This window comes from Actinophytocola sediminis (assembly GCF_054779715.1).
In genome coordinates this window covers 34,332-60,055 of the sequence record NZ_BAAGXS010000067.1, presented here as the reverse complement: position 1 = coordinate 60,055, position 25,724 = coordinate 34,332, and the positions used below count along the sequence as shown (strand labels likewise).

Sequence of the window (25,724 nt, the reverse complement as noted above, 5' to 3'; positions counted from 1 at the left end):
GCATGGGGATCCCGCTGGCGTGGGAGACGATCGAGCTGGACATCACCGACTCGATCGCGACCGTCACGCTCAACCGGCCCGACCGGCTCAACGTGATGAACCTGACCATGCGCGACGAGCTGGTGGCCTGCTTCGACCACCTGCGCAACGCGGTGGAGCAGGTGCGGGTCGTGGTGATCACCGGCGCCGGGGACGCGTTCTGCGCCGGCGGTGACGTCAACGACTTCGACGGCACCCACGCGGAGGATCTGCACGACCTGATGCGGCTGCGCAGCCACCGCTGGTTCCAGGGCCTCTGGTCGTTGCCGCAGCCGACGATCGCCGCGGTGAACGGCACCGCGGCCGGCGGCGGCGCGAACCTGGTGCTGGCCACCGATCTGGCGATCGCCTCGGACCGGGCGCGGTTCGGCGAGACGTTCATCCGCGTCGGCCTGCTGCCCGACCTCGGCGGGCTGTACCTGTTGCCCCGCCTGGTCGGCCTGCGCAAGGCCAAGGAGCTGTGCTTCAGCGGCGAGCTGATCGCGGCGGCCGAGCTGGCCGAGCTCGGCCTGGTGTCGCGGGTCGTGCCGCACGCCGAGCTGTACCAGGAGACCATGCGGCTGGCCGCCGACCTGGCGAGCAAACCGCGGCACACGTTGGCGCTGACCAAGATGGTGCTCAACCGGGCGACCGAACAGTCCATGGAGGAGGTCCTGCTCAACGAGCTGCTCGGCCAGTCCTACCTGTTCGGCACCCGCGACCAGCGCGCGGCGCTGGACACCTTCCTCCGGCCGTCCACACCGGACGGAAAGGTGGGTGACGACGGTGCCAGGTAAGTACTTCGAGGAATTCCGGCCGGGCGACGTGTTCGTGCACGTGCCGTCGAGGACGGTCACCGAGGCGGACAACGTGTTCTTCTCGACGATGACGATGAACCCGCAGCCACTGCACCTGGACGCCGAGTTCGCGGCCACCACCGAGCACGGGCGGCCGGTCGTCAACGGCATGTTCACCCTCGCGCTGATGATGGGCCTCACCGTGCACGACACCACGCTGGGCACCACGCTTGGCAACCTCGGCTTCAGCGACATCACCTACCACCACCCGGTGTTCGCCGGGGACACGCTGACCGCGGAGACCGAGGTGCTCGACGTGCGGGCGTCGAAGTCCAAACCGGACCGGGGGATCGTCGAGTTCGAACACCGCGCCCGCAACCAGCGCGGCGAGCTGCTGATCACCTGCCGGCGGGCCGGCATGATGCTGCGCGCGGCGGCCGCCTCGTGATGCCGCCCCGGTCCTGGCTCTACGTGCCGGCCCACGACGAGCGCAAGCTCGGCAAGGCCCGCGATCTCGGCGCGGACGCGGTGATCCTCGACCTCGAGGACGGCACCCCGCACGACCGCAAGGAGATCGCCCGCGAGTTGGTCGCCGCCGAGCTGGCCGCCCCGGCCGGCCGGACCGCCTACTGGGTGCGGATCAACGCGGTCGAGCCGGACACCGGCTGGCAGGCCGACCTGGACGCGGTCGCCGGCGCGGCCGGGGTGGTGATCCCCAAGGTTTCCCGGCCCGACCAGGTCGCCGCGGTGCACGAGCGGACCGGTGCGCTCGACCTGGCACCGATCGTCACCGAGAACGCCGCCAGCGTGCTCGCCATGGCCGAGACCCTGGTCGCCGCGCCGACCGTGCGCACCGCGTTCTGGGGTTCGGAGGACCTGCAGGCCGATCTCGGCGCGCGGTCCGTGCGCGCCGACGGCGGTGCGCTGCTCGAGGTGTTCGGCATGGTGCGGTCGCTGTTCCTGGTGCACTGCGCGGCCGCCGGGGTCGCGCCGGTGGACACCCCGTGCCTGGACATCCACGACCTGGACGCGGTCGAGGCGGACAGCCGGGCCGCGTACCTGACCGGCTTCGCCGGCAAGCAGGTCATCCACCCCAGCCACGTGCCGCTGGTGAACGCCGGCTTCCTGCCGACCGACAACGAGATCGCGGCCGCCGAGGACGTGGTCCGCGCGTTCGCCGGCCGCGAGGGCGGGGCCTACCGGGTCAACGGCGCGATGGTCGACCAACCCCACCTGCGCAGCGCGCGACTCGTGCTGGCCAGGGCAACCGCGGCGGGAGTGCGCGACGATGACTGACACGGCAACGGAAACGAACACCGCGCTGGCGATCGCCGAGCATCTGGCCGCGGTACGCGAGATCAGCCTGCCGGCCGAGGCGGTGGCCGCCGCGACCACCGGCATGGTGGACACGTTCTCCGTGCTCACCGCCGGTGCCGACACCGACGTGATCCGGCGCGTGCTGGCGGTCGTGCGCGCCTGGGGCGGGTCGCCGCAGGCCACCGTGTGGGGCACCGGCGAGCTGCTGCCCGACCACTCGGCCGCGTTCGCCAACGCCGCGATGGTGCACCAGTACGACTTCGACGACACCCACGACACGGCCGTGTGCCACCCGACCGGCGCGTCGCTGAGCGCGGCGCTCGCGGTGGCCGAGGCCGACGGCGGGGTCAGCGGCGAGCTGCTGACCCGCGCGGTGGTCGCCGGCAACGACCTCACCTGCCGGCTCGCCGGCGCGATCGACGGTGGCCTGTGGGACTTCCCGTGGGTGCGCGCGCCGGTCGTCGGGATCTTCGGCGCCACCGCGGCCGCCGGCGTGGTGCTCGGCCTGGACGCCGAGCAGATGCACGCCGCGCTCGGGCTCGCGCTGCCGCAGGCGGCCGGCACGCTGGAGTCGGTGAGCGGGCACAAGTCGATGGTCCGCTCGATCCGCGACGGGTTGGCCTACAAGGACGCGGTGGTCGCGGCCCGGCTGGCGCAGGCGGGGGTGCGCGGTGACGACCGGGTCTTCGACGGCCCGTACGGCCTCTACGGCGCGTACTTCAACGGGCGCTACTCCCCCGCGCGGCTGACCGACGGGCTCGGCACGCGCTGGGCGGGCGCGGAGGTCTCGCTCAAGCCGTGGCCGAGCTGCCGGCACACCCACGCCACCCTGACCGCCTACCTCGACGTGCTCGGCCGGCCGGAGTACGCCGGCGCCGAGGTGACCGAGGTGACCGCGTTCGTCGGCACCGGGAACCTGCGGCTGTGCGAGGGCAAGCCGTGGCCGGCCAACCACATCGACGCGCTGTGCCATCTGCCGTTCGTGCTGGCCGCGGCGACCGTGCACGGCGGGGTGCCGCTGCGCGCGTTCGAGCACGATGGCCGCGAGGATCCCGAGGTGCTGGCCGCCGCGCGGCGGGTGCGCTGGCAGCACGACCCGGCACACGACCGGCTGGGCACCATCGAACCCGGCCGGGTGCGGGTGGCGTTCGCCGACGGCCGGGTCGCCGAGGCCGCCGCCGAGCGCGGGCTCGGTCACCCGGAGAACCCGCTTTCGGCCGCACAGCAGGAAGGCAAGTGGTGGGACTGCGTCACCCACGGCCTGCCAGGCCTGTCCCGGCCGGGTGCCGGGCGGTTGCTGGACGCGATCCGGCGGGTGCCGGAGCTGGCGGATGTGCGCGAACTCGGTGAGGAGGTCAGACATGCCGTAGCGGAGCGCTAGCATGCTGTGTTTTCCGAATTGTCGTCAGTGACAGGGAGTGGTCCACGTGCCGGAGCGGAGCTCGTTCGCCGCAACCCTGCGGGACCGGATCGCGCAGCAGGTGCGCGACCAGATCCTCAGCGGTGTCCTGCCCAACAACTCCAAGATCGGCATCGACGAGCTGGCGGCCCAGTTCGGCAGCAGCCGCACGCCGGTGCGCGAGGCGCTGATCGAGCTGTCCCACCAGGGCCTGGTCGAGATCATCCCGCGCCGCGGCGCGACCGTGACCGGGATGTCCACGGACACGATTCGGGACAACTTCAACGTTTTCGGCGGTCTGTCCGGACTGGCCGCCGAGTGGACGACGATGCGTGCCAACGCCGACCTGATCGCGCGCCTGCGCGCGATCGTCGACGAGACCGGGCCGGACACCCCGCCGGAGAAGCTGATCGAGCACAACTGGCGGCTCCACCAGGAGATCAACCGCAACTGCGGCTCCGACCGGCTCATCGCGCTGATCGCCCAGCTGTCATCGACGATGCCGGCGAGCTACTTCACCTTGATCCCAGAACAGGCCCAGATCAGCTTGCGTGAGCACGATGACCTGGTCAACGCCATCGCCCGCGGCGACGCGGCCGGTGCGCGGTTCCTCGCCGAACACCACGTTCGGCAGGCAGGAGAGCAGATGGTGCGGCGAATCGAGAACGCCGGCCGGGACACGGCGGCGTCATGACGACCACCCCCGTGCGCAGGCGCGAGCCCGACCTGGACGACGAGGCGGCGACGGTCCTGGTGGCCAGGGCGGTCGAGCTGGCCAAGCAGGCTGGCCTGCGGGTCGCCGCGGTCGTGGTCGACCCGGCCGGTCAGGTGGTCGCCGCCAGGCGGCAGGCCGACTCCTACCCGACGACCTACGCGATCGCCACGGCCAAGGCGTTCACCTCGGCCAACTTCGGCCGGGAGTCCGGCGAGATGGGCCGGTTGCTGTCCGGTGTGGAGCGTGGCATCCACATCACCCAGGCCGACGGCAGGCTGCTGTTCATCGACGGCGGCTGCCCGCTGGTGCGCGACGGCCTGTTGGTCGGCGGGCTCGGGGTGAGCGGCGCGTCCGCCGACGAGGACCTCGCCTGCGCGCGCGGCGCGATCGAACACTGGCTCGCCACGGTCAACTAGCGATACCGATCTTCGGGGTGCTCTTGCGCCGAACAGTGACCGCAGACTAGGCATAAAAAATATCAGCATCCAGCGGAAAGCAGGTGAGCCGAGTGCCACGCAGCCGCACCTCAGGGGAACGTGAAGCAACCCAGCCACAAGCACGTGACCGACGAGCGCTTTCCGCTCCCAACGCGACCCCAACTTTGAATCCCGGGGAGGCGGCACAGCGCGGCCAGGTTGGTTTGTCCGGCTTCGGGCAGTGGTTTCCCAGTGGCTCCGGGGCGCGTTGGGCCACAAAGGACATCAGCCTGGAGATCCCCGCCGGACAGTTCGTCTCGGTGGTCGGCCCGTCCGGCTGCGGGAAGAGCACGCTGCTCAACGCGCTCGCCGGACTGCGCAAGCCATCCGCTGGCGAGGTTCGCGTCGGTGGCCGGCCGGTGTCCGGAGTGGACCGCGGTGTTGGCTATCTGTTCCAACGGGACGCGTTGCTGCCGTGGCGGTCGGTGCTGTCCAATGTGATGCTCCCGCTGTCCTACCGGGGCGTGCCCAAGCGGGAGGCCGAGGCGCGCGCTCGCGACTGGATCGCCCGGGTCAAGCTCGGCGGCTACGAGGACCACTACCCCCACCAACTCTCCGGCGGCATGCGCAAGCGGGTGGCGCTGGCCACCGTGTTCGTCTACGAGCCGCGAGTCCTGCTGATGGACGAGCCGTTCAGCGCGCTGGACGTGCAGACCCGCAACCTGATGGAGAACGAGCTGCTCGACCTGTGGCACGAGACCAGGCCGACGGTCCTGTTCGTCACCCACGACCTCGAGGAGGCACTCGGCCTGTCCGACCGGGTCGTGGTGTTCACCGCTGGACCAGGTCGGATCAAGTCCGACTACGAGGTCTCCCTGCCCCGGCCCCGGCTGTTGACCGAGATCCGGTTCGACGCCGCGTTCCAGGAGCAGTACGAGGCCTTGTGGAACGACCTTCGCAGCGAGGTCATGACCGCCTACGAGGCGGATTCCGGCTCCGCAGGGGGAGCCCGACAGACCACTGTGTCATCTCAATGAGGAGAACCCGACCATGAAAGCACCATTCCGGACCAGGCGGCTGGTCGCCGCGGTCTGCGCGGTCGGCCTCGCCGCCGCGACGAGCGCCTGCGGCAGCGCGGACGGCAGCGGCGACGGTGAGGCCCCGCCGACGGTCACCATCGGCATCGGCGGCGCGGGCGTTATCGCCTACGCCGCGACCTACGTCGCCAAACAGGAGGGTTTCCTCGCCGAGGAACTGGAGAAGGTCGGCAGCAAACCGGAGTTCGTCGACCTCGAGGGCTCGGTGCAGGCCGTGCAGGCGCTGGCCACCGAGGAGGTCGACTTCGTGACCAGCGTGTCCTCGGCCGGCCTCGCGGCCGTCGCCGAGGGCGCCGAGGTGACCGAGGTGTCCCAGTTCCTCACCACCGACATGGTGTTGCTGACCGCCACCCCCGGTCTGCCGACGGCCGACAGCGACCCCGAGCAGCTGGTGAAGGGCCGCAAGTGGGGCATCCCCGGGTTCGGCTCGACCGCGCACCTGACCGCGCTGTCGGCCCTGGTGAAGTGGGGCTACCAGCCATCGGACGTGGAGTTCGTGCCCATCGGGCACGTCGCCTCCTCGGCGGCCGCGGTGGAGCAGAAGCTGGCCGACTACTACTGGCTGGGCACCGTGGCCGAGGGCCTGGTCGCCGACGGCACGGTCGACCTGGTGCTGAACTTCTTCGACCCGGCGGTCACCGAGAAGTACTACGGCGGCGGGTACGCCACCGCTGGCCTGTTCGCCCTGCCGACCTACCTGGAGGACTACCCGGAGGCGGCCAAGGCGGTGGTCCGGGCGCACACCAGGGCGATGGAGGCCATCCAGGAGAACCTGGACGACCCGGCGGCGGTGATGGCGATGCTGCCGGAGGACCTGCGCAGCGACTCCACCCTGGCGCTGCTGGAGCGGGTCCTGCCCGGCTACTCCGCCGACGGCACGGTGGACAGCGAGGCCGTCGAGCGGGTGGTCGAGGCGAGCAAGGCCGGTGAGCTGATGGACGCCGACGCCGACATCGACGTCACCGCCTTCGCCAACAACGACTACCGGTAGGCCGTCGTGGCAACGCGAACCGACGAGCTGCCCACTGTGGACGATCCAGCTGACGACCAGCCGAAGGTGGCCAGGCCGCCGAGGAACTGGCCGTGGCAGCTGGTGGTGTTCGCCGTCTTCGTCGCGGTGTGGCACCTGGGAGTCCAGACCGGACTGCTCTCCAGGAGGTCGTTCGCGGAGCCGGCTCAGGTGTTCGCGTGGATGTGGGACTGGCACAGCTCGGGTGCCAGCCTCCCGCACCTCGCGTTCACCCTGTCCGCGGCCGCACTCGGCTATGTGGCCGGCATCCTGCTCGGCGCGAGCGTCGCCGCGCTGTTCGTGTTCGTGCCGTTCCTCGGGCGGGTGTTCAACCCGTTCATGGCGCTGGTGAACGGCATCCCCAAGATCGTGCTGGCGCCGCTGCTGGTGCTGGTGTTCGGTCTCGGCCTGGAGTCCAAAGTGGCCACCGCGGCACTGCTGGTGTTCTTCGCGTCGTTCTTCAACTTCTCCGGTGGGTTGCGCAGCGTCAACCGGGTGCTGATCGACAACACCAAGTCGATGGGCGCCTCCCGGTGGCAAATGACAACAAGTCTGTACCTGCCGGCGATGGTGGCCTGGACGATCTCGACGCTGCGGGTGGGCATCGCGTTCGCGATGCTCGGCGTGGTGGTCGGCGAGTTCGTCGGCGCCAGCGAGGGCATCGGCTGGAACATCAAGCTCGCCGGCGAGCTGAACCAACCGGAGCGGCTGCTCGGCGCGCTCATCACCCTCGGGCTCGTGGCGGCCGTGATCGATCGGCTGCTGGTGATCGTGGAACGGAGGTTCTCCGAATGGAAGCTCGCGTGATCACCGCTTCCCGGGAGCTGCCGCCGGTCGACCCGGTCGTCTCGGCCGGCGAGCTGACCGGGCTGCGCCGCCGGGCGCGCGTGGTGACCGCCATGGTGTGGTTGTGCCGGGCGCTGGTGGTCGTCGGGCCGCTGCTGTTGTGGCAGTACCTGTCCGACGAGCGGCTCATCCCCCGGTTCCTGTTCTCCTCGCCGGAGGCGGTCTGGGAGCAGCTGGTCGAGTGGACCGCCGACGGGACGATCGTGCGCAACGCGTCGTTCACCCTGATGAACGCGTTCCTCGGCTATTTTCTCGGGCTGTTCCTCGGGGTGGCGCTCGCGGTGCTGTTCACCGTGTCGCCCCGGCTTGGCGGGATCTTCATCCCGTTCCTGACGATGATCAACGCGATTCCCCGGATCGCGTTCGCGCCGCTGTTGGTGGCGTGGTTCGGTTTCGGCCTCGCGGCCAACATCGCGCTGGTCGTGCTGGTCATCGTGTTCGTGAACTTCTTCGCGGCCTACGGCGGACTGTCGGCTGTGGACGAGGGGAACCTGATGTGGGCCAGGGCGCTTGGCGCGTCCCGGTGGCGCGTCTGGACGACGGTGCGGCTGCCCGCGATCGGCGTCTGGGTGCTCAGCTCGTTGCGCATGTGCGTCGGTCTGGCGCTGAGCGCGGCGATCGTGTCGGAGTTCGTCGGTGGCGCGCGGGGCATCGGTTACCTCGCGTCCTCGTCGACGAACACGTTCAAGAGCGCGGGTGTGTACGCGGCGATCGCGGTGACCATCGTGGTCGCCGGACTGCTCGACGTGTTCCTGCGCATGGCCGAACGGCGGACGACCCAGTGGTCCGCCCACGTATGAGAGGAGTGCGGACGTGACCTGGCGGATGCACCACATGAACATCCCGGCCCACGACATCGACACGTCGGCGGAGTTCTACGAGAACGTGCTCGGCATGACCCCGAGCCAGCCCCCGTTCCGGGCCGACTACGACCCCGGCCGCAAGATCGGCTGGTTCGAGACCGAGGGCTCCGCCCAGCTGCACCTGGCCAAGCCGGACCCGAACTTCGCCCAGCGCAACGGCATGCACGTCAACCCGACGGTGAACGGCCATGTCGCGATCGAGGTCGACGACCTGGACGCGGTGAAGGACCGGCTGCGCGCCCGCGGGCTCTACTTCGCCGACCCCGGCAACTGGGCCCTGCGCGACTTCCGCCAGATCTACTTCCTCGACCCGTCGATGAACTGCGTGGAGGTCAACCAGCGCCTCTAGACTCACGACGTCGCCCATGCCCTGAATGGGCCATTCGGGACGCTCAACGTCCTCAATGAGGCATTCAGGGCTTTCGTCCTGGTGTGCGGCCACCATGCCGTCCCCGCACAAGCGGCGCGGATACCTCCGATCTCGGATGGTTACGCTGTTCACGGCCGGTCGGAGGGAGACACCGGCCAGGTTGGGGGAACGCGTGGAAGGGCTGCGCCAGGACGACCCGGACCGCATCGGTGGCTACTGGCTGCTCGGACGGCTCGGCGAGGGTGGCATGGGCGTGGTGTACCTCGCCCGCTCCCCCGGCGGGCGGACCGTCGCGGTCAAGGTCATCCGGGAGCGGTTCGCCGCCGACCCGCAGTTCCGGGCCAGGTTCCGCCGGGAGGCGGCCGCGGCCGTGCAGGTGGCGAGCACGGTCACCGCGCCGGTGCTCGACGCCGACCCGGACGCGGCCACGCCGTGGCTGGTCACCGCCTACCTGACCGGGGTGACCCTGCGCGAGGCCGTGGCCGGGCACGGGCCGTTGCCGCCGGCGACGGTACAGGTGGTGGCCGCCGGGCTCGGCGAGGCGCTGGCCGAGATCCACGGCATCGGCATGACCCACCGCGACATCAAGCCGAGCAACGTCATGCTCACCGCGGACGGCCCCCGGCTCATCGACTTCGGCATCGCCCGCCCGCAGGACGCCACCGCGATCACGGCCGTGGGCACGATCATCGGCACGCCCGGGTACATGGCGCCCGAACAGGCCCTCGGCCAGCCGGCCGGTCCGGCTGCCGACGTGTTCGCCACCGGCGCCGTGCTCGCCTACGCCACCACCGGCAGACCCCCCTTCGGCGCGGGCGACACCTCGGCGATCCTCGACCGCGTCGAACGGGTCGAGGCCGACCTCGCCGGCTTTCCGGACCCGCGGCTGTACCAGGTGGTCACCGCGTGTCTCGCGCGCGATCCAGCCGCCCGGCCGGACGCCGCCGCGCTGGTCGGCATGGCCGGCGCGGGGACACACGGGCCGCACTGGCTACCCGCCGCGGTCCGCGAGGAGATCGACCGCCGGGGCGCCACCGACCCCACCGCGCTGCCCGACCCCCAGCCGACGTCGGCGGCGCAGATGGAACTGGCGACCGCCGACCCGGTGGTGGTGCGGTCCACTCCGCGCCGGCGCACCCTGCTCATCGCCGGCGGCGCCACGGCGGCCGCGGCGGCGGTCGCCGCCGGGATAGCGCTGCTGGGCGACCGGGACGAACGGGACGGCACCGCGTCGCCGACCGCGCCGCCGGCCACCGAGCCGCCGCCGACCACCACCTCCACCCCGCCACCGGCCGCGATCCGGAGCTGGCGCACCAAGGTCAGCGACTACTACCCGCAGGTGTACGCCGCTGGTGGGGTCGTCATGGCCGTCAGCCAGGAGGACCGGGTGCACGCGCTCGAGCCGGGCAGCGGCAAGGTCCTGTGGACCACCCCGGCCACGCTCATCGGGCGAGTCGACAACGGCCGGGTGTTCGCCGCCGAGAACGCCAACCCGGTCCTGCGCGCGTTCACGCCGCGCACCGGGGCCGTCCGCTGGTCCTACCGACCGCCCTTGGCCGAGATCATCGTCCGGCTGGTGGACACCACGGCGGTCACCTGTTTCGGCTTCCACGCGCTGCGGGCACTGGACTCCGCGACCGGCGCGCCCCGCTGGACCGCGGCGGTGGACACGCAGAACGGCCTGGCCGCCCGCGGCGGTCTGATCGTCGCCGCGGCGGAGACCGCGCTCACCGCGGTGGCCGCCGACACCGGCGGCACCCGATGGACCTATCCGATCGACGAGCCGTTCTACCTGGCGGTCGGCGACCGTGAGGTGTTCGCGACGGACCGCAACGGGACCCTGCACGCGATCGCGGCGGCCACCGGCGTCGCCCGGTGGCGGCAGGAGACGGTGATGGTGGCCAGCACCCCGGTGCCCGTCGGCGACGTGGTCTACCTCGGCGGCGGCCGGGGCGAGGTGCTCGCGCTGGACGCCGCGACCGGGACCCGCCGGTGGGCGCGCGCGTACGGGCGCGACTGCGTGGTCGGGCACGCCGATGGCGTGCTGTACGCGTCGACGGGCGACACGGTGCAGGTACTCGACGCCACCGACGGCGCCACCATGTTGACCTACGAGGGAGACCTCGACCGGGAGTCGCCGCCGACCGCGGTCGGCGGCACGCTCTACGTCGGCACCCGCGACGGCGCGGTCGAAGCGCTCACCCCGCCGGGAGGTGCGCGTGCGGGCTCTTGAACGCCGCGATCCCCGGACCGTCGGCCGCTACCAGGTGCTCGCCCGGATCAGCGCGGGCGGCCTCGCCATGGTCTACTTCGGACGCTCGGCGAGCGGCCGGACGGTCGCGCTCAAGACGGTGCACACCGAGTTCGCCGCCGATCCGGCCTATCGCGACCGCTTCCGCCGCGAGGTCGCCGCCGCCCGCACCGTCGGCGGCCGCTACAGCCCCGGTGTCCTCGACGCCGACCAGGACGCCCCGGTGCCCTGGCTGGCCATGGAGTTCCTGCCGTCGGTCACCCTGCGCGAGGCGTCCCCGCTGCCCTCCCCCGCGGTGTGGACTGTCGCATCAGGACTGGTGGCCGCGCTGGTCTCGATCCACCGCGCGGGCGTGGCGCACCTGGATCTCAAGCCGGCCAACGTGTTGCTCACCGACGACGGCCCACGCCTGATCGACTTCGGCATCGCCGCCGCACTGCACGACGGGCAGGCCGACCTCGGCGGCGTGCCGGCAGGCTCGCCGGGCTACCTGGCGCCAGAGCAGGCGGCGGGTGGCGTGGTCAGCGCCGCCAGCGACGTGTTCTCCTTCGGTGCCACCGTGTCCTACGCGCTCACCGGCAACCCGCGCGACCCCGACGCCGGCGACGAACGGCTGCGCGCGCTCATCGAACCCTGCCTGCACACCGATCCGGCGCAACGCCCATTACTCGCCGACCTGGCCGACGCGCTGGCCGAGTTCGCCGGCGCGCACCTGCCGGTCGCCGTGACCGCCGAGATCGCCGCCAGGGCCAGGGAAGCGCACAACCCGCCGGCCGACCCGTCCGCCGGTCAGCCCGCCACCCCGATCGGCAGGCGCGCGCTGTTGCTCGGCGCGGGCGCGCTGGTGCTCGCCGCGGCCGGCACGGCCGCGGTGGTCGCGGCCCTCCCCGACGAGCAGGGGACCGCGCTGCCGGCCACCACGACCTCCCCCGCGCCCGAGCCGACCGAGGTGACCACCACCTCCGCCGCCCCCGAGCCACGCGTGCTGGAGATCTACGTCTTCGGCGACGCCCAGCTGAAGACCCTCACCACGACGGTCAACGGCGACACCGAGACGGTGCGCAACGTGCCGCTGCCCTACCGCAGGCTGGTGGAGATCCCCGAGTGGCCGGCGCGGTCCACCTACCGGGTCGCCTACCGCCACGGCAAGGGTCAGCTCACGTTCAAGGTGATCGCCGACGGCCAGGAGTACGCCACCGGCGGCAGTTCCAGCACCAGCGACGATGTCGACCACAAACCCACCGAAGGCACCATCTAGGAAGGCACCCGTGACGCTGCACGTAACGAAGTCCAGCAAGGTCGGCCTGCTGCCCAAGGAGATCGGCAGCCTGGCCGCCACGGTCCCGCCGGCCGCGCCGGGCACGCTGTTCGTGCTCGGACGCGGCGGCGGCATGAGCGTGGCCCCGGACGCCGACTTCCCGATCGTCTTCGGCCGCAACGAACCCGACGTGCATGTCTGTGTCGGTGCTGGCGACCAGCACGTCAGCCGCCAGCACGGCACCATCACCCGCCAGTACGGCAGCTGGCTGCTGCACAACCTCGGCCGGCTGCCCATCCGGCTGCCCGGCGGGCGGCTGGTGCTCAACGGCGACCTGGCCGAGCTGCCGGCCGGGTACACCCCGCTGTTCATCGTCGCCCCCGAACAGGAGCACCTGCTGGAGGTGCGGATCGCCGCCCACCGCCGGCCGACACCCCCGCCCGGCCTGTCCGAGGAGACCAGGACCCGCACGGTCTGGACGCTGTCGGAGGGCGAACGGCTGGTCCTGGTCTGCCTCGGCCAGCGCTACCTCGGCGGCGACCCGATGCCCCAACCCCTGACCTGGGAACAGGTCGCCGAGGAGCTACGCGAGGTCGACCCGGCCGGCAAGTGGACCTGGCGCAAGGCCGCGCACATCGTCGCGACCGTGCGCAAACGGCTCAGCACCAGCGTTCCCGGCCTGCTCGAACACGAGATCCCGCCGCCGGTGGGCAACGCGCTCAACCACAACCTGATCATGGAGCTGGTCATCACCACCACGATCGGCCGCGGCGACCTCGCCCTCCTCGGCCCCTAGCCTCACCAGTCCCATTCCCACGGCATCACCACATCCATCGCCCAGGTCTGGTCACGGGTAGCGGTGACGCCGCCGCCAGTACCCCAGCCGTAGCCGGGGAGCAACGAACCGTCGACCCCCACACGCCTACGCGTACCCGTACGCGGTGAACTCGTCGGCCGCCGACGGCTCACCGGCGAACGCCCGACAGCTGGGTAGGGTGGGGGCATGCGTGTTGGAGCGGTGCGGCGAATGGTGGGTGGGGTCAACGCCGTGGTGGTCCGGCTCCGCTCGTCCCCACGGTGGCACAAGGTGATCAGCCGGTACCTCACGATCGTCACCTACACGGGCAGGCGGTCTGGCCGGACCTTCAGCATCCCGGTCGGCTACCGGCGACACGGCGACACCGTCACGATCCCCGTCAGCATGCCGGACGCCAAGTCGTGGTGGCGCAACTTCACCGGCGCCGGCTGGCCGCTGTCGCTGGAGCTGGACGGCGTCGACCGGACCGGCCAGGCGGTCGCCAGCCGGGATCACCGCGGCCGCGTCACCGTGCGCGTACGGCTCAGCTGACCCGTTCGAAGATCGCGGTGAGGCCCTGGCCGCCGCCGACGCACATGGTCTCCATGGCATAGCGGCCGCCGCGACGGTCGAGCTCACGCAGCAGGGTGGTCAGGATCCGCACGCCGGTCGCGCCGACCGGGTGGCCAAGCGAGATGCCGGAGCCGCGCACGTTGAGCCGGTCGAAGTCCCGCTCGCCGAACGACCAGGCCGTGGTCACCGCGAGCACCTGCGCGGCGAACGCCTCGTTCAGCTCGATCAGGTCCACATCAGACAGCACGAGTCCGGCCCTGGCCAACGCCTTCGCGGTCGCCGGCACCGGGCCGATGCCCATCCTGGACGGCTCGACCCCGGCCACCGCCCAGGTGACCAGCCGGGCGAGCGGGCGCAGACCGAGCGACTCGGCGTGGTCGCGGGTGGTCACCACACACGCGGCGGCGCCGTCGTTCTGCCCGCTGGCGTTGCCCGCGGTGACCGTGGCGTCCTGGTCCTGGCGCGACCGCAACGGCGCCAGCCGCGCCAGCGCCTCGATCGTGGTGTCCGCGCGCGGATGCTCGTCGGTCGCCACGTCGCCGACCGGCACGATCTCCTCGGCGAACACGCCGTCGCGCTGCGCGGCCACCGCGCGCCGGTGCGACTCGACCGCCAGCTCGTCCTGCGCCCGCCTGGTGATCGAGAACTCCCGGCGCAGGTTCTCGGCGGTCTCCAGCATGCCGCCGGGCACCGGGTGGTGGCGCCCACCCGCGGTCACCCGGCTGCGCTCCAGCCGGTCGGCCAGCTCGAGCGAACCCCTGGTCCCCCAACGTAGTCCGGGTACGTAGTGCTCGACCTGGCTCATCGACTCCGCGCCGCCGGCGATCACCACGTCCGCCACGCCGGTCTGCACGCGCATCGCCGCGTCCAGCACCGCCTGCAGGCCAGAGCCGCAGCGGCGGTCGAGCTGCAGGCCGGGCACGTCGACATCCATGCCGGCGTCCAGCGCGGCCACCCGCCCCAGCGGCGGCGCCTCGCCGCTCGGGTAGCACTGGCCGAAGATCACGTCCGCCGGCCGGGTCACCCCGGTGCGGGCGACCAGTTCGGTGAGCACGGTCGCCGCCAGCGCCGCGGCCGGGACGTCGCGCAGCACACCGCCGAACCGGCCGATCGGGGTACGCAGGGGTGCGCAGATCACCGCGTCGCGCATGTCACTGTTCGAAGAACCGTTCGCCGGACAGGAACCGCCTGCGGGCCTCGACACTGGTCGACCGCTTGAGCAGGGCGATCATCGTGCTCTCGTGGGCGAGGAAGTCCTCCCCGGCCGCGGAGGCCGCCAGCGCCTTCAGTCCGAAGAGGACCTCCGGCGGCACGGCGGCGAACTCGCGCACCATCGCCTCGGCCGCCGCCAGGCTCTCCCCCGGCTCGCTCAGCTCGTTGACCAGACCACAGGTGGCGGCGTCGACCGCGGTGAGCCGTTTGCCGCGCAGCAACAGCTCCAGGGTGCGCCGGTAGCCGATCAGCCGGTGCAGGTCGCGGACCAGCGCGCCGTCGGCGAGCATGCCGGCCTCGGCCGAGGGGTGCGCGAAGAACGCGGTGCGACCGGCCGCCACCAGATCACAGGCCAGCACCAGCGAGAACCCGATGCCGATGGCGTAGCCGTCGACCGCGGCCACGGTCGGCTTCGGGAAGGTGCGCAGCCGGTCGACCAGCCGGTGCACCCGCCGCAGCCGCGCGGTCGAGGCGACCAGGTCGTGCGCCGGGTCGGCGGCGGTGACCTCCTTCAGGTCGACCCCGGCGCAGAAGAACTTCGGTCCGCCGGTGAGGATCACCGCGCGCACCTCGTCGTCGCGTTCCGCGGTGTCCAATGCGGACTCCAGGCCGGCGAGCGTGCTGGTGCGCAACGCGTTGCGGACCGCTGGCCGGTCGATGGCCACGGTCAACCAGTCCGCTGTCCGCAGGACGGTGACGTCGGTATCCACTATGGACCTTCCGGTCGGACGGCGTCGACGATCGTTCGACAGCTGTCGGCGATGCTCCCCGACGGGTCGGGCACCAGCTGGCACACCAACTCGTCCACGCCGTGCGCGGCCAGCCGCCGCTCCAGCGCGGGCAGCCTGGTGCGCACCTGCGCCGGCGTGCCGGTCAACGTGAGGTCGTCGATCATCCGGTCGTCCACCAGCCTGGTGAGCGCCGCCCAGTCCGCGCCGCCATCGGCGAAGCCATCGCGGACCGCGGTCGCCGACGACTCCCACGGCGTGCCGGCCGCCGCCGAGGCGTAGCTCGGGGTGGCGAAGTAGAACGCCAGGTTCCTGCGCACCCGGTCGCGTGCGACCTGTTCGTCCTCGGCCACCGAGGTCAGGTACCAGGCCGCGAACCGCGTCCGCTCGCCCGGTCGCCCGGACTCGACCGCGCCCGCGGCCAGTGCCGGGCCGACCACCTCGGTCAGGTAGTGCTCCGAGGCGGCCAGCGGATGCAGCGCCACCCCGTCACAGCCCCGGGCCGCCCACCGCAGCATGGTCGGGTTCAGCCCGGACCCGTAGACGTCCAAACCGGACAGTGAGGGCGCGGTGTCCCGCCGCCAGCCCGGCACGTGCGCCTGGTAGAACCGGCCGGCGAAGTCGAGCGCGCCGGTCGCCGCCCAGGACGCCTTGAGCAGTTGCGCGTACTCGGCCAGCCGGGGCGCCGGGTGGTCGAACTCCACGCCGTAGCGCCGCCGGATCCCTCTGGTCCCGGCACCGAGTCCGAGGGTGAACCGGCCGCCGGAGGACACGTGCACGTCGGCCGCCGCGATGGCCGCGGTCAGCGGCGCCCGGCCGAAGGCGTAGGCGATGCCGGTGCCGATCCGGATCCGCGTGGTGGCCCGGCCGAGGATCGCGGCCTGGACAACGCCGTCGTGGTTGGTGTTCTCCGTGGTCCACACCCGGTACAGGCCGGCGTCCTCGGCCGCCAGCGCGACCTCGACGAGTTCGTCCACGTTGTCCGTGGACAGCACGATCGACCGGTGCACGCCGGTCACCCGTTCGGCCGCGGCGCGTCGACCGCGGGCACAGTGTCCGGAATGGACACGTCGTTCTCCTCGAAGTACCGCCGGGCGCCGGGGTGGATCGGGTACTTGACGGTGTTCGAGTCGAGCGAGGTCTGCACCGCCTCGAGCGTGTCCTCCTTGGCCGGCGGCACCGCGCGGGCGAAGTCCTCGACCCGCTCGTAGAACAGCTTGGTGATCTCGTAGGCCAGGTCCTCGTCGAGGTCCTTGTTGTAGATGACGTGCATCGCCCTGGAGAACGCCGGCTCATCCTCGGTGATCCAGTCGTAGAGTCCGGCCTTCACCGTGGTCGGCTCGACGATCAGCTTGTCGCCGTCGAGGTAGCGTTCCAGCGCGTCCGGATCGGACTTGACGATCTTGAGCTCCATCGAGCTCTGGGCCTCGAGCAGCGCCGGGTTCGGGTGTGCCGATCCATAGTGGATCGCGTCGATCTGTCCGCGCCGCAGCGCGGTCAGCGACTGGTCGTAGCCCTCGATGATGGTCGTCTTCGGCGAGACGTCGTGCACCGCGAGATACTCGTCGAGCACCTGGGTGAGCGTCGGCGCGTTGGTGGCGATCGTGTCGTCCGGCCCGAGATCGCTCACCGAGTCCAGCGGCGAGTCCTTCAGCGCGACCACGAAGAACGGCGTGCCGAACCCGGTGCCGCCGTAGAAGTAGTCGTACTTCTCGCCTTCCTTGAACGAGTTCCCACCGACCCCGGACCACGCGGAGTACGCGTTGTCGCCGATGGTCAGCACCACGTCCAGGCCGCTGCGGATGAACTCCGCGGAGGTGCCGGCGGCCGAGGTTGCCCGCACGCAGTCGAGTTCCTCGTTGATCAGCCGGGACAGCTCGCCGCCCATCACGAAGTACTGCCCGCCGGTGGCCCCGCCGCCGACCCGCACGGTCGCGTCACCCCACGACGGGCAGTCCCCACCGTCCGCTGTGGAGCTGTCGCCGCACGCGGACAGTCCCATCGTGGTGGCCGCGGCGACCAGCAGCGCCACCACCCTTGACCTCGGTCGCATAATCGCACTATCCCTTCGGGTCGGTCAGGTTGTCGCCATTCGGGTGCCGCGCAGGATCGCCGACCCGGCGGCGAGCGCCAACAGCAGCAAGCCAGCGGTGGTCATGGCGACCCCACCGGGGACCAGAGCGATTCCGGCGGCGAAGCAGGCGATCCTGGCCGGCAGGCCGAGCCTGCCGCCGAGATACCCGGAGATCGCCGCCGCCATCGCCGCAACGCACAACACCGCGAACACGGTGTCGGTCACCACCGCCAGCGGGCCGCCCTCCATGAGCAGCCCGTCGCGGTTGACGAACATGAACGGCACGACCAGACCGGCGACGCCGAAGCCCATGGCCAGCATGCCGGTCCGCATCGGTTTGCTCTCCGCGATCCCGGACGCGACGAAGACGGTGGCCATCGTCGGCGGGGACAGGTCGGACAGCACGCCCGCGTACATGATGAACATGTGGATCACCAGTAGCGGCACGCCGAGCTCCACCAGCGGCGGCGCCACCAGGATCGCCAGCAGGATGTAGGTCGCCGTCGACGGCAGGCCGGAGCCGAGCACCAGCGAGCCCAACAGGGTCAGCACGAACAGCGCCCACATGTTCCCGTTGGACAGGTCGATAAGCGACCCGGTGAGCTGCAGGCCGAGCCCGCTGATCAGCACCGGACCGATGATCGTGCCGACCGCGCCGGTGATCACCGCGACCAGTACCGCGCGCTTGGTGCCGTTGATGGTGGCCCGCACGATCGTGCGCAACGCGCTCACCGACCGGTGCCGGACGAGGTAGAGGATCGTGACCGCGCCCAGTGACCACACGGCCGCCTCGCCCGGTTCCCAGCGCGCGATCACCAGCAGGTAGATCAGGAACCCGAGCGGGACCACCATGACGATCGCGTCGAGCCAGAGATCCCTGCGGGACACCGGGTCCTCGTCCTCGTCGGCCGGTGCCGGGCCGATGCCGTTGCGCGCGGCGTGGCCGTCGACCGCGAGGTACAGCGCGAGATAGTAGAGCAGCGCCGGGATCAGCGCGGCGGCGATCACCGTGGTGTAGGGGATGCCGGTGAGCGACACCATGATGAACGCCACCGAACCCATCACCGGCGGGAAGATCTGCCCGCCGACCGCGCCGGCGGACTCGATCGCCGCGGCCGGTTCCGCCCGGAACCCGGAGCGTTTCATCGCCGGGATCATCACCGAGCCGGTGGTCGCCACGTTCGCCGTCGTCGAGTCGGACACCACGCCGAACAACAGGCTGCTGGCCACCGACATCTTGCCGGCCGCGCCGCGCGAACGGCGGAACACCACCCGCACCACCCGGTTGAGCAGGTCCCCGGCGCCGAACTCCAGCAGGAACGAGCCGAACACGATGAACATGAAGATGTACTGAGTGGACGCGCCGAGCGGGACGCCGTGCACCCCCTCTCCGCTGTAGAAGATCGCCGGGATGAGCCGCTCGAAGTCGTCGCCGACCACGGCCAGCAGGCCGGGTAACTCGTCGCCCCACAGCGCCCACGCGATGAACACCAGCCCGATGACCGGCATGGGCCAGCCGAACATCCGGTAGGTGAAGAACAGCACCACCACGAGTCCGGCGATCGCCACCGGCAGGTCGAGCCCCTCGTAGAGACCCTGGACCTCGTTCTGCCGCTCGACCTCGAAGTAGGTGTAGAGCTGGATGAGCACCGAGGCGACCAGCAGCACCAGGCTGACGGCCTGCAGGTACCACTTCGTGGTGCTGGCGAACCACATCGCCGAGGCCAGCGCCAGCGCGCAGCCGAGGTGGATCACCCGCTGCTGCACCACGGACACGGCCGCCGGGTCGTAGGCCATGTACGCCTGGATCACGAACCAGGCCAACGCGACCGCGCCGACGAGGTGTCTGCCGACGCTGGTCGCCATCGGGATCCGACTCGGATCCTCGGCGGCGACGATCTCCTCGGTGGTTTTGGCTGTCACGACGTGCCCACCGCCACCACCGGCGAGATCCCGGGCAGCAGCCCGCCCCTGGCGACCGCGCGCAGCCCGGCCTCGTGCAGCGCGTCGCTCGCGTGCCGGCCGGTCACCGCGCGGTAGGCGATCCGGTTGGCGCCCCAGTGCAGGCCGGCCTCCCAGGTGAAGCCGATGCCGCCGTGCAGCTGGATCGCGCCGTTGGCGATCTCGATACCACGCTCGCCGGCGAAGCCCTTGGCGGTGAGCGCGTAGTCCGCACCGGACGGTGCGCCGACCTCGACCGCCCAGCCGGCATGGCTGGCCAGCGAGCGCACCGACTCGACGTCCACCAGCAGGTCGGCCGCACGGTGTTGCAGCGCCTGGAAACTCGCCAGCAGGCTGCCGAACTGCCTGCGGGAGCGCAGGTGTGCCACGGTCGAGTCGAGCAGCACCCGGACGATGCCGGCGATCTCGCAGGCCTGCAGGCACAGGTACTCGGCGGCCAGCCTGCGTACCTCCGCCGCCGGCAGCACACCGGCCACCGGCGCGTCCACAGCGGACCGTTCGAGGTGCCGGGTCGGCACGGTCCGGTCGACCGCGAGGCCGGCGGCCAGCGGCAGGGCACCCGGTGCCGCGTGGTGCACCCTGGCCGACCCGTCCTGGAGCACGACCGGCACGAGCACGGTGTCGGCGATGCCGCCGAACGGGACCGCACCGGCCGAGGCGCCGGTGTCGTTGCCACACAACAGGTCCACCGCGACCGTGAGCACCTCGCCGGCGGCGACCGCCGGCGGGTCGGGCAGGGCGGCCAGGATCCGGCGGGCCAACCAGCCTTCCAGCAGCGGGTGGGCGAACGGCCGACCGCCGGCGCCGGCACGCTCGGCGAGGGCGCACAGCAGGGTGAACGTGCCGTCGGTGGCGACCTCGAGCCACCCGTCGCGGGCGAGCGCGGCCGAGACCGTCCGCAGCCGGGCGGCGTCGAGGTGGTCGGGATCGGTGGTGCCGAGACTCGCGACCAGATCGCCGAACGCGGTCGTGGCGGCGGTCTCCTCGCTGTCGGGGTTGATCCGCATGTGGTTCCCTCCTAGCGCAGCGCGAGCACCCGCCGGGCGATGATGTTGCGTTGGATCTCCGAGGTGCCGCCGGCGATGGTGGAGCCGCGCGCCGCGAGCCAGTCGCCGGTGTAGCCGCCGTCGTCGGTGACCATGGCCGTCGGGCCGGCCAGGAGCATCGAGGCGGTGGTGGTCGCCGCCCACAGCTCGGCGACCTGCATCCGGACGATCGAGGTCAGCTCGTCCGGCTCGGCGGACTCGGCCTCCCCGGCGAGCAGCCGAACCGCGCCGATCTGCGCCGCCAGGTACCGCGCCTGCAGCCGGCCCAGTTCGGTGGCCGCGGCGACCGTCCGGTCGCGCGGCGCCTCGGCCAGGTCGCGCACCAGCGTGTCGAGCCGGGCGTTGACCGAGGCGAGCAGCCCGAAGGCCATCTCGAACCCACGTTCGTGCGCGAGGATGGACACCGCCATCCGCCAGCCCTGGTTCAGCTCGCCGACCAGGTTCTCCTTTGGCACACGCACGTCGTCGAAGAAGACCTCGTTGAACGTGCCGGAACCGGTGATCTGTTTGATCGGCCGGATGTCGATGCCCTCGGTGTCCATCGGGACCAGCAGGATGGAGATGCCGTCGTGCTTGCGCGCGTCCGGATCGGTGCGCACCAACAGGAAACACCAGTCCGCCTGTTTGGCGAAGCTGGTCCACACCTTCTGCCCGTCGACCACGAAGTGGTCGCCGTCGAGCACGGCCCTGGTGCGCAGCGAGGCGAGGTCCGAGCCGGCGTCCGGCTCGGAGAAGCCCTGGCACCAGAACTCCTCGCCCCGGGTGATCCTCGGCAGGTGCCGCCGCTGTTGGGTCTCGGTGCCGTAGTTCATCAGCAGCGGCGCGACCAGTCGTTTGCCGATCTTGCCGAGCCCCTCCGGCGCGTCGGCGGCCGCGGTGAGCGCGGCGAAGATGATCCGCTGCGACGGGGTGAGGCCAAGACCGCCGTGTTCCTTCGGCCAGAACGCGCCCGCCCAGCCGCCGGCGTACACCTTGCGGTCCCACTCGGCCTGCAGCTCGTACCAGCTGGCCGAGCCGGTCGGATGCCTGGCGTGCCAGCCCGGCTCGACCGTCTCGGCGAGCCAGTCCGCGTACTTGCGGCCGAACTCGAGGTCCTCGGCCGGGTAGCTGAACTCCATCGCTGCTCCTAGTCCAGAGTGGACGGATAGACCTTGACGTCGATCGCGACCAGCGAGCCGTCCCTGGCGCGCACGATCGGGTTCATGTCGACGACCGCGAGGTCCGGCCGGGAGGCGATCAGCTCGCTCGCCAGCACCAGTACCGCACCGAGCTCGGCCGGGCCGCCTGCCCTGGCGACCAGCCTGGCCGCCTCGGCGGCGTCGATCGGGCACAGCCGGATCGCGACCTCGGAGTCGTCGGTGGCCACCCCGCCGCCGAACGCGATCAGCGGATGACCGGCCGCGTCCCGTTGCAGGCCGAGGAAGTACGCCTCGTCGTGGTCGACCTGCTCGGCCAGCGTCACCGGGGCGTCGAACCTGGCGGCCAGCAACGTGGTCGCGGCCTGGACCTGGTCGGCGCCGCGCAGCCCGAGGATGACCCCGCCGACCTTCGCCCGGTGCGGCAACGCCTTCGCGGTCTTGGCCACCACCGGCTCCCAGTCCACACCGGACACCGCACCGTGCACGGTGACCGACCGGGGGATGCCGAGTCCCAGCGAGCGGGCGAGGTCGAGGCCGACCTCGTCGCCGGCGACCGCGAGCGCCAGGTCGGCCGCCGGGCTCGCGGCCGGTGACTCCGGTGGGGCGGTCGGGCCGCCGCCCGCCCAGCCGTTGAGCAGCCGCAGTTTTCCGACCAGCTCCGCCTCGCCGCCGACGACCAGCACACCGTCCCACGGCACGGTCTCGCGGAAGTCCCGTGGGTCCTCCGGGAAGGAGAAGGCGACCACCGGCAGCTTCCCCGCTGCCACGGCCGCGCTGGCGAACATGCCGGTCATCCGGTGATGGGTCGGCATGGCCTCCGATGGCGCGCCGAGCGAGCCGACCTTGACCACGATCCCGAAGTTGGGGTCGGCGGCGAACGCCGTCACCAGCTCCTGGTAGCGCTCGGTGCGGTCCAACGAGATCGCGCCGACGTCGAGCGGGTTCGCCTGCTGTGACTCGGCCAGCGCCAGCGCGCCGCGGGTCTGTTCGGTCGGCGCGGCCAACACCATGCCGGCGCGCTCGATGCTCTCCGCGGCGATCAGCCCGCCGCCGCCCGACCCGGTGATCACCCCAACGCCGGGGTTGGTGAGCGCGCGGACATCGGCGCGGACGAACAGTTCCGCGGCCCACAACAGTTCCTCGAAGCTGTCCGCGACCAGGATGCCGTGCTGCTCGGCGACGCCGCGCACCACCCGCTCGCTGGTCGCGAGCATGCCGGTGTGCGACATGGCCAGCCGGCGCGCGGACGGGGTCTGCGCGCCCCGGTAGACGATCACCGGTTTGCCGACCCGCCGGGCGAGGTCGCCGAGTCCGGCCAGCGCGGACACGTCGGCGAGCGCGTCGGCGTACACGCAGACCACGTCCAGGTCGTCGCGTTCGAGCAGCACCGAAGCCAGTTCCGGGTAGGAGATCGCGGCCGCGTTGCCGAAGCCGACCGCCACGCCGATGCCGATCCCGCGGCGCATCAGCCAGCCGACCGCGCCGCCCAACAGTCCGGTGCTCTGCGCGACGAACCCGACCCGTCCCGGCACGTACTCCTCCGGGACCGGGTCGGTCACCGCCACCAGCCGGGCGGCGGCGGAGATGATGCCGGTCGACTGTGGACCGAGCAGCGGCAGCCCGAGCGCGTTCGCGGCGGCCGCCAGCCGGTCCTGCCGCTCGGGGTCGCCCGCCTCGGCGAACCCGGCCGCGTAGGCGACGATCCCGGAGATCCGGTCGGCGAGGCCCTTGTCGGCGATCTCGGCCAGTACCGCCATCGACCGGTCCGCGCCGACCAACAGGTACACCAGCCCGAGGTCGCCGTCGATGGCGTCCAGGGAGGGCACGGTCGGGTGGCCGAGAACGTCGGGGCGGTTCGGGTTGACCAGGTGCACCGGGCGGGGGAACCGCCGGTCCTCGCGGGTGAGGTTGCGGTACAGCGCGGTGGTGGCGTGACTGTTCGGGCTGGCGCCGACCAGGGTCACCGCCGGCGGCTCAAACAGCGCGGCCAGCCGCGCCCTGGCGGCTGCACGCTCGCCGGCCAACAGGGACTCGGTCATAGCACGGCCACCGCGTTGCCCGGCGAGCCGATCGCGCCCGGCACGTTCACCGGCACCGCGACGAACAGGAAGTCGTTGCGGCCCCTGGCAACGCAGGTCTCGGCGAGCCGGCGGAAGTCGAACAGCTCACCCAGCGCGAGCCCGAGGGTCGGGATCGTGCGCCGGTGCAGCGACCCGACCGCCGGGTCGCCGGGGGACACCTCCACCGCCGGGTTGTCGCACACCACGGCCGCGACATGGTTGTCCCACAGGAACCGCGCCATGCCCTCGCTGCCGATCAGCCCGGCGAACCGGGTGCGCCCGGTGGACTCGGCGCGCTGGTCCTCGGGGAGTCCGAAGTAGGCACCCGCCCAGCCGAAGTGGACACACAGCACGTCGCCCGGCGCGAACGTCACGCCCTGTGCGGCGGCGGCCTCGGCGACCAGGTCCTCGGTGACCGCCTCGCCGCTGAACGGGTCGTACTCGCGGCCGATGCCAGCGCAGTGCCGGGGCAGGTCGACCAGCACACCGCGGCTGATGATGCCGACCTCGGCCCAGTGCTCGATGCCCAACCGTCCCTGGCCTGGCTGGAAGTCCTCGTCGAGGCCGCCGTAGAAGCCGAACTCGCGACAGCGGATGTGCCGCAGGCCGTCCCACTGGGTCGATCCCTGGAGGTAGAAGCTGTCCAGGTAGTCGTCGTTGGAGTTGCGGCCGCTGGCGAAGACGGTGTGCCGGTAGGCCGGCCGCCGGTACAGCGGTGGGCTCGGCTCGGACAGCGGCAGGGTCAGGTTGACCACCTCACCGGTCAACGCCGAGCGCATCGCCGAGGTGCGCTTGTCGTCGGTGATCAGGTTGAGCGTGCCGAGGTTGTCCTCAGCGCCCCAGACACCCCAGCTGTGCGGCAGATCCAGCTTCTCGATCCTCGGCAGCTCGTCGAACGTCGGCAGTCCCATCAGGACAGCTCACCCGCCTCGAACGCCCTGATGGCCGCTTTCAGGCCGTGTTCACGGATCTCGGTGCTCAGCAGTTTGACCGAGGAGTCCATGTGCAGCAAGGCATCGGTCTCCGCGCCGAGCATCGCCGACGCGCTGAAGCCCTGCAGGTCCATGATCCGGTTGACCGAGTGCTTCTTCATCCGCAGGATCGGCGCCGGGGTGCGGGCGATGTTGGTGGCCAGCTCGGTCACCGAGTCCCACAGGTCCGCCTCCGGCACCGCGTAGTTGGCCCAGCCCCAGTCCACCGAGGTGGCGCCGGAGATCGAGCTGCCAGAGGTGAAGGCCATCTGCTTGGCCCGTTTCGGACCGACCAGCCAGGTCCACAGTGGAGTGATGTAGCCGCCGCCGACGGGGATCTTGGGCAGTCCGATCTTCGCGTCCTCGGCGACCACGGTGATGTCGGCGAACACGCACAGCTGGGTGGCGCCGGCGAGGCAGTAGCCGTGCACGGCGGCGATCACCGGCTTCGGACCGTCCCAGATGGACCGGAAGCGGTCGATGTTGAGCTTGAGCCGGTCGAAGTCCTCGACCGCGTCCCGGTGGGGGTTCGCGCCGTCCGGCCTGCGCTCGATGTCGTAGCCGGTGGAGAAGGCGCGACCGGCGCCGCGGATCACGATGACCCGTACGGCGTCGTCGGCGTTGAGCCGGTCCAGCGATGCGCTGAACTGGGCCAACATCGCGGCGTTCATGGCGTTGAGCTTGTCGGGCCGGTTGAGTACCAACCAGCCCACCGCGCCGTCGATCGTGACGTCGATCAGGCTCTCGGCCCGGTCGGCTGAATCGTCCATGCGGGATCCTCCTTGATCGCGCGGCAGCCCCCGAAAC

At 71.5% G+C, this 25,724-nt stretch carries 25 protein-coding genes; 15 read left to right on the top strand and 10 right to left on the bottom strand.

Features of this window, described 5'->3' with window-relative positions; all coding sequences use genetic code 11:
• Positions 1-2: 2 nt before the first annotated feature.
• From ACYVIP_RS31765 to ACYVIP_RS31695, 15 genes are all read left to right on the top strand, one after another.
• Positions 3-815: an enoyl-CoA hydratase/isomerase family protein gene (locus ACYVIP_RS31765; protein WP_460403053.1), complete on the top strand. Its 813-nt coding sequence runs from the start codon at positions 3-5 to the stop codon at positions 813-815.
• The gene (locus tag ACYVIP_RS31760) at positions 796-1,263 is read left to right on the top strand and encodes a MaoC family dehydratase (RefSeq protein WP_460403051.1); all 468 of its coding nucleotides are present in this window, start codon (positions 796-798) and stop codon (positions 1,261-1,263) included. The genes ACYVIP_RS31765 and ACYVIP_RS31760 overlap by 20 nt, the downstream gene beginning before the upstream one ends.
• Positions 1,263-2,111 carry an HpcH/HpaI aldolase/citrate lyase family protein gene (locus tag ACYVIP_RS31755; RefSeq protein WP_460403097.1) on the top strand — a complete coding sequence of 283 codons (849 nt, stop codon included), beginning with the start codon at positions 1,263-1,265 and terminating at the stop codon, positions 2,109-2,111. The genes ACYVIP_RS31760 and ACYVIP_RS31755 overlap by 1 nt, the downstream gene beginning before the upstream one ends.
• Positions 2,104-3,513, top strand: a complete 1,410-nt coding sequence (locus tag ACYVIP_RS31750; RefSeq protein ID WP_460403049.1) for an MmgE/PrpD family protein — start codon at positions 2,104-2,106, stop codon at positions 3,511-3,513. Before ACYVIP_RS31755 ends, ACYVIP_RS31750 begins: the two co-directional genes overlap by 8 nt.
• Positions 3,514-3,559: 46 nt before the next feature.
• Complete coding sequence (locus ACYVIP_RS31745; protein WP_460403047.1) at positions 3,560-4,225, top strand: GntR family transcriptional regulator; 666 nt, start codon at positions 3,560-3,562, stop codon at positions 4,223-4,225.
• Positions 4,222-4,662: a GlcG/HbpS family heme-binding protein gene (locus ACYVIP_RS31740; protein WP_460403045.1), complete on the top strand. Its 441-nt coding sequence runs from the start codon at positions 4,222-4,224 to the stop codon at positions 4,660-4,662. The genes ACYVIP_RS31745 and ACYVIP_RS31740 overlap by 4 nt, the downstream gene beginning before the upstream one ends.
• A 224-nt stretch (positions 4,663-4,886) precedes the next feature.
• Positions 4,887-5,699, top strand: coding sequence for an ABC transporter ATP-binding protein (locus ACYVIP_RS31735; RefSeq protein ID WP_460403043.1), 813 nt, complete (start codon positions 4,887-4,889; stop codon positions 5,697-5,699).
• A gap of 13 nt (positions 5,700-5,712) precedes the next feature.
• Positions 5,713-6,750, top strand: coding sequence for an ABC transporter substrate-binding protein (locus ACYVIP_RS31730; protein WP_460403041.1), 1,038 nt, complete (start codon positions 5,713-5,715; stop codon positions 6,748-6,750).
• Positions 6,751-6,756: 6 nt separating this feature from the next.
• Positions 6,757-7,575 (top strand): ABC transporter permease, encoded by an 819-nt coding sequence (locus ACYVIP_RS31725; protein ID WP_460403039.1) that lies wholly within the window; start codon positions 6,757-6,759, stop codon positions 7,573-7,575.
• Positions 7,572-8,414, top strand: coding sequence for an ABC transporter permease (locus tag ACYVIP_RS31720; protein ID WP_460403037.1), 843 nt, complete (start codon positions 7,572-7,574; stop codon positions 8,412-8,414). Before ACYVIP_RS31725 ends, ACYVIP_RS31720 begins: the two co-directional genes overlap by 4 nt.
• Before the next feature lie 13 nt (positions 8,415-8,427).
• On the top strand, positions 8,428-8,826 hold the full coding sequence (locus ACYVIP_RS31715; RefSeq protein WP_460403035.1) for a VOC family protein: 399 nt from the start codon (positions 8,428-8,430) through the stop codon (positions 8,824-8,826).
• Positions 8,827-9,007: 181 nt separating this feature from the next.
• Positions 9,008-11,080 (top strand): protein kinase domain-containing protein, encoded by a 2,073-nt coding sequence (locus ACYVIP_RS31710; protein ID WP_460403033.1) that lies wholly within the window; start codon positions 9,008-9,010, stop codon positions 11,078-11,080.
• A complete protein-coding gene (locus tag ACYVIP_RS31705) occupies positions 11,067-12,356 on the top strand; it encodes a serine/threonine-protein kinase (RefSeq protein WP_460403031.1) in 1,290 nt (429 codons plus the stop codon). The genes ACYVIP_RS31710 and ACYVIP_RS31705 overlap by 14 nt, the downstream gene beginning before the upstream one ends.
• A gap of 10 nt (positions 12,357-12,366) precedes the next feature.
• Positions 12,367-13,152 (top strand): FHA domain-containing protein, encoded by a 786-nt coding sequence (locus tag ACYVIP_RS31700; protein WP_460403029.1) that lies wholly within the window; start codon positions 12,367-12,369, stop codon positions 13,150-13,152.
• 207 nt (positions 13,153-13,359) lie between these two features.
• The gene (locus tag ACYVIP_RS31695; RefSeq protein WP_460403027.1) at positions 13,360-13,704 is read left to right on the top strand and encodes a hypothetical protein; all 345 of its coding nucleotides are present in this window, start codon (positions 13,360-13,362) and stop codon (positions 13,702-13,704) included.
• On the opposite strand, the gene ACYVIP_RS31690 is transcribed toward ACYVIP_RS31695, so the two are convergent.
• The 10 genes from ACYVIP_RS31690 to ACYVIP_RS31645 are packed head-to-tail and all read right to left on the bottom strand — an operon-like array spanning position 13,697 to position 25,687.
• Positions 13,697-14,875, bottom strand: coding sequence for an acetyl-CoA C-acetyltransferase (locus ACYVIP_RS31690; RefSeq protein WP_460403025.1), 1,179 nt, complete (start codon positions 14,873-14,875; stop codon positions 13,697-13,699). The two genes, ACYVIP_RS31695 and ACYVIP_RS31690, sit on opposite strands and share 8 nt — an antisense overlap.
• A 1-nt stretch (position 14,876) precedes the next feature.
• Positions 14,877-15,647: an enoyl-CoA hydratase/isomerase family protein gene (locus ACYVIP_RS31685; RefSeq protein ID WP_460403023.1), complete on the bottom strand. Its 771-nt coding sequence runs from the start codon at positions 15,645-15,647 to the stop codon at positions 14,877-14,879.
• Positions 15,647-16,675 carry an LLM class flavin-dependent oxidoreductase gene (locus ACYVIP_RS31680; protein ID WP_460403021.1) on the bottom strand — a complete coding sequence of 343 codons (1,029 nt, stop codon included), beginning with the start codon at positions 16,673-16,675 and terminating at the stop codon, positions 15,647-15,649. The genes ACYVIP_RS31685 and ACYVIP_RS31680 overlap by 1 nt, the downstream gene beginning before the upstream one ends.
• Positions 16,676-16,680: 5 nt before the next feature.
• On the bottom strand, positions 16,681-17,718 hold the full coding sequence (locus ACYVIP_RS31675; protein ID WP_460403019.1) for a TAXI family TRAP transporter solute-binding subunit: 1,038 nt from the start codon (positions 17,716-17,718) through the stop codon (positions 16,681-16,683).
• Between the two features lie 24 nt (positions 17,719-17,742).
• A complete protein-coding gene (locus ACYVIP_RS31670; protein ID WP_460403017.1) occupies positions 17,743-19,662 on the bottom strand; it encodes a TRAP transporter permease in 1,920 nt (639 codons plus the stop codon).
• Complete coding sequence (locus tag ACYVIP_RS31665) at positions 19,659-20,708, bottom strand: acyl-CoA dehydrogenase family protein (RefSeq protein WP_460403015.1); 1,050 nt, start codon at positions 20,706-20,708, stop codon at positions 19,659-19,661. The genes ACYVIP_RS31670 and ACYVIP_RS31665 overlap by 4 nt, the downstream gene beginning before the upstream one ends.
• An 11-nt stretch (positions 20,709-20,719) precedes the next feature.
• Positions 20,720-21,865, bottom strand: a complete 1,146-nt coding sequence (locus ACYVIP_RS31660; protein ID WP_460403013.1) for an acyl-CoA dehydrogenase family protein — start codon at positions 21,863-21,865, stop codon at positions 20,720-20,722.
• An 8-nt stretch (positions 21,866-21,873) separates the two neighbouring features.
• Positions 21,874-23,925: an acetate--CoA ligase family protein gene (locus ACYVIP_RS31655; RefSeq protein ID WP_460403011.1), complete on the bottom strand. Its 2,052-nt coding sequence runs from the start codon at positions 23,923-23,925 to the stop codon at positions 21,874-21,876.
• Complete coding sequence (locus ACYVIP_RS31650; protein ID WP_460403009.1) at positions 23,922-24,857, bottom strand: cyclase family protein; 936 nt, start codon at positions 24,855-24,857, stop codon at positions 23,922-23,924. The genes ACYVIP_RS31655 and ACYVIP_RS31650 overlap by 4 nt, the downstream gene beginning before the upstream one ends.
• Positions 24,857-25,687 (bottom strand): enoyl-CoA hydratase-related protein, encoded by an 831-nt coding sequence (locus ACYVIP_RS31645; protein ID WP_460403007.1) that lies wholly within the window; start codon positions 25,685-25,687, stop codon positions 24,857-24,859. Before ACYVIP_RS31645 ends, ACYVIP_RS31650 begins: the two co-directional genes overlap by 1 nt.
• Positions 25,688-25,724 lie beyond the last annotated feature (37 nt).